This window comes from Corallococcus llansteffanensis (genome assembly GCF_003612055.1).
Classification (GTDB): domain Bacteria; phylum Myxococcota; class Myxococcia; order Myxococcales; family Myxococcaceae; genus Corallococcus; species Corallococcus llansteffanensis.
Map to the genome: position 1 here is coordinate 1 of NZ_RAWB01000745.1, position 4,147 is coordinate 4,147.

3 protein-coding genes are annotated in these 4,147 nt (G+C 71.3%); 2 read left to right on the plus strand and 1 reads right to left on the minus strand.

The genetic code is table 11. The annotated features are described in order from the left end of the window. On the plus strand, positions 1-1,397 hold a 1,397-nt coding region (locus D7V93_RS39375; protein ID WP_208723301.1), incomplete at its 5' end, for a reverse transcriptase family protein. A 59-nt stretch (positions 1,398-1,456) separates the two neighbouring features. On the opposite strand, the gene D7V93_RS39380 is transcribed toward D7V93_RS39375, so the two are convergent. Further along, positions 1,457-2,470: an alpha/beta hydrolase gene (locus D7V93_RS39380; protein WP_244237778.1), complete on the minus strand. Its 1,014-nt coding sequence runs from the start codon at positions 2,468-2,470 to the stop codon at positions 1,457-1,459. Between the two features lie 166 nt (positions 2,471-2,636). Between D7V93_RS39380 and D7V93_RS39385 the strand changes: the two genes are divergently transcribed. After that, positions 2,637-4,147 (plus strand): GMC oxidoreductase (locus tag D7V93_RS39385; RefSeq protein ID WP_147451581.1); only part of this gene is annotated, 1,511 nt, incomplete at its 3' end.

Consider the following 4,147-nt stretch of genomic DNA (forward strand, 5'->3'; position numbering starts at 1 on the left):
CCGAAGTCCCCCCGGCCGCCGCCGCGCCCAACACCGCCTCCAAGCGCGAGGCCCGCCGCGCCGCGAACGACGTCCTGCTCGCGCGCTGGAAGGCCATCACCGAAGCCGGTGGCACCGACGAATGGGTGCACGCGCAGCTCGTGGCGAAGGGCGCGCTCGCGGACGAGGTGGACTTCTCCTCCCTGAAGGAGAAGGAGAAGACGGCCTGGAAGGAGAAGAAGAAGGCCGAGTCCGTGGAGCGCCGCGCGCTGGAGCGCCAGGCCCACGAGGCGTGGAAGTCCACGCACATCGACCACCTGGGCGTGGGCATCCACTGGAGCGAGGCCGAGGGCCCGGACCGCTTCGACCTGGAGCACCGCGAGGAGCGCGCGCGCGCCAACGGCCTGCCCGCGCTGGACACGGCGGAGGCGCTGGCGAAGGCGCTGGACGTGAGCGTGTCCAAGCTGCGCGGCTTCGCGTTCCACCGCGACGTGGACACGGGCTCCAACTACGTGTCCTGGCGCATCCCCAAGCGCGACGGCAGCCAGCGCACCATCACGTCGCCCAAGCCGGAGCTGAAGCAGGCGCAGCGCTGGGTGCTCTCCAACGTCGTGGAGCGGCTGCCGGTGCACGGCGCGGCGCACGGCTTCGTGGCGGGGCGCTCCATCCTCACCAACGCGCTGGCGCACCGGGGTGCGGACGTGGTGGTGAAGGTGGACCTGAAGGACTTCTTCCCCACCGTGACGTGGCGGCGGGTGAAGGGCCTGTTGCGCAAGGGCGGCCTGCCGGAGGGCACCTCCACGCTGCTGGCGCTGATGTCCACCGAGGCCCCGCGCGAGCTGCTCTCCTTCCGGGGCAAGACGCTGCACGTGGCGAAGGGCCCGCGAGCGCTGCCGCAGGGCGCGCCCACATCGCCGGGCATCACCAACGCGCTGTGCCTGCGGATGGACAAGCGGCTGTCGGCGCTCGCGCGCAAGCTGGGCTTCACGTACACGCGCTACGCGGACGACCTGACCTTCTCCTGGACGAAGGCGAAGGCCCCCAAGGCGCGCCGGTCCCAGGGCGCGCCGGTGGCGGTGCTGCTCGCGCGCGTGACGGACATCGTGGAGGCCGAGGGCTTCACGGTGCACCCGGACAAGACGCGGGTGGCGCGCAAGGGCAGCCGTCAGCGGGTGACGGGGCTCGTGGTGAACGAGGCGAAGGAAGGCACCCCTGCCGCGCGAGTCCCCCGCGACGTGGTGCGCCGGCTGCGCGCGGCCATCCACAACCGTCAGCAGGGCAAGCCGGGCCGCGAGGGCGAGTCGCTGGAGCAGCTCAAGGGCATGGCGGCCTTCCTCTACATGACGGACCCCGTGAAGGGCCGCGCGTACCTGGACCAGCTCGCGAAGCTGGAAGCCGCGCCGCCCGCCGGAGCGTAGCGGCGAGGGAAGCAGGCCCGCGAGGTCGCGCGGGCCATGACGCCTGACGCCTGACGCCTTCAGCGCTCCGTCGCGCCCGCCTTCGTCCGGCGCGACGGCTTCTTCACCGGAGCCTTGGGAGCCTTCTTCTTCCCCGGGGCCTTCACCGCGGGCGTCGCCTCCACGGCCGCCGCCTCCACCGCGGGCCCGGGCTTCAGCGCGCCGTCCGCGAACGCCCGCAGGCGGCGCGGGTACTCCTCCGGGGCCGTCGCGGCGAAGTTGCCGTGGGACGCGCCGGGGATGCGCCACGTCTGGGCATACGGGCCCACGTGCGCGAACAGCTCGTCCAGCAGCGGCTGCCCGGACTCCTCCGTCCCCGCGATGACGAGCAGCGGCCGGGGCCGGATGTGGTCCACGGCGTCAATCGTTCGCACCTGCTCCAACTGGATGCCGCGCCGCCAGAAGGGAATCAGCGCCCCCGTCTGCGTCACGACCCCGAAGCGCCGGAAGTCATACGCCGCCGCCAGCCACAGCGTGTTGAACGGAGACAGCAGCACCACCGCCGCGACCTTCTCATCCTTCGCCGCCACCTCCGCCACCGCCGCCGAACCGATGGAGAACCCCAGCGCCCCCACCCGCGCGGGGTCCACGTCTGGCTGCGTCCGCACGAACTCCAGCGCCGCGCGCACGTCCAGGCGCTCCTGGTCGCCCCACGTGGAAGTCTCGCCCCCGCTCTGCCCGTGCGCGCGCAGGTCGAACAGCAGCACGCCGTAGCCCGCGTCGCGCAGCACCCGCGCCTCCGGCACCAGGTCCATGCGAGTCTGCGACAGCCCGTGCGCCAGCACCCACGCCGCCTTGTTGCGCGACGGCACGTACCAGCCGCGCAGCTCCACCCCGTCCTCCGTGCGCAGCGTCACCTCCCGCGCGGACGCGAAGTCCGCGGGCAGCACCGCCGCCGGCTTCGGGTAGTGGAAGTACTGCTCGGACCGCCACGCGGCCCGGCCGAAGACGGCCAGCGCCACCAGCAGGCAGGGGAGCACCACCAACACCCCCAGCAGTCGCCCCCACCGAATCCGCTTCAGCACACCGGACATGTCCGATCCTCTCCCACAAGGGAGCTGCCGGGGGGAAGTCAAGGACCCGGGCTTGTGTTGGCACCGTCCCTACCTCTACACCCTCTAGGCACCAACAAGCTCCTGGTTTACAGTATATTCGAACTTTAGCAGCGGCGGTAGAAAGACCGTCCGGGTGAGTGCGGCAATGAAGGTGTCCAAGACGGTCTATGACGCGGTGGTGGTGGGGTCGGGAGCCTGTGGTGGTTGGGCTGCAAAGCAACTGACGGAAGCCGGCTTGCAGGTGCTGGTGCTGGAAGCCGGCCGGAGCGCTCAGGCGGACAAGGTGATGCACGTGGTGCACCGGCTGCGGCAGAAGCTGGGCTACCGCGTGGAGTCTGACGCGGAGCGCAAGGGGCGCCAATCCGTGCAGGCGACGAGCTTCGCCTGGCCCTTCCACCCCCACGCCTTCGTGGACGACGTGGACAACCCCTACACCACGCCGCCCGACGCGCCGTTCGCCTGGATCCGCGCGCGGCAGGTGGGCGGGCGGACCAGCGTGAAGAGCCACGGCCGCCAGTTCTACCGGCTGTCCGACTTCAACTTCCACGCGGGCAGCCTGGACGGGCTCAGCCCCGACTGGCCACTGTCGCACGCGGAGCTGGCGCCGTCCTACGAGGTGGTGGAGCGGTGGATGGGCCTGCGTGGCAACCCGGATGGCGTGGACACGCTGCCGGACTCCGTCTTCGCCGGCCCCGCGCCGCTGTCGCCTGGAGAGGTGCGGCTGCGTGAGAAGGTGAGGGCCCGCTGGCCCAACCGGCACGTCGTGGCCCGGCGGACCTCCAACGCCCCGGTGACGCTGCCCGCGGCGCTGAAGACGGGGCGGCTGACGCTGCGCTCGCACGCCATCGCCAGCCACATCCTGCACGACCCGAACACGGGCCGGGCGACGGGCGTGTCCTTCATCGACGCGAACACCGGCACCTCCGAGGAGGTCCGCGCGAAGGTGGTGGTGGTGGCGGCGGGCACCATTGAATCCACGCGGTTGCTGTTGCACTCGCGCAACCGGGCGTTCCCGGACGGGCTGGCGAACAGCTCCAGCATGGTGGGCCGCCACCTGATGGACCACATGTACCTGCAAGGGATTGAGGCGCGGATGGGGTTGCCCGCGCACCTGCAGCAGAAGGAGCACGGCTGGGCGTACATCCCCCAGTTCCGCAACGTCACCGAGCGCGAGCCGGGCTTCGCGCGAGGCTACGGCATCCAGGTCTTCACCTTCGACGACCAGGTGCACCTGGTGCCCTTCGGCGAAATGCTCCCGCGCGCGGAGAACCGCGTCACGCTGAGCGACACGGTGAAGGACCGCTGGGGCATCCCGGCGGCGCACATCGACTGCCGGCACTCCGACAACGAGTTGAAGATGACGGAGGACGCGGCCGCCTCCTGCCAGGAGATGCTGGAGGTGGCGGGCTGCACGGTGGAGCGCATCAACCGGACGCTGTCCACGCCGGGCATGGCCATCCACGAGGTGGGCACCGCGCGCATGGGCAGGGACCCCAAGACGTCCGTGCTCAACCCCTACAACCAGAGCTGGGACGTGCCCAACCTCTACGTCACGGACGGCTCCTGCTTCCCCTCCCAGGGCCCGCAGAACCCCACCCTGACGATGATGGCCGTCACCGTGCGGGCGTGCGCGCACCTGGTGGGTGAGCTCAAGGC

Coding starts and splice junctions, on each gene's coding strand:
- D7V93_RS39380 (WP_244237778.1), bottom strand. CDS start 2,470: ATGTCCGGTGTGCTGAAGCGGATTCGGTGGGGGCGACTGCTGGGGGTG.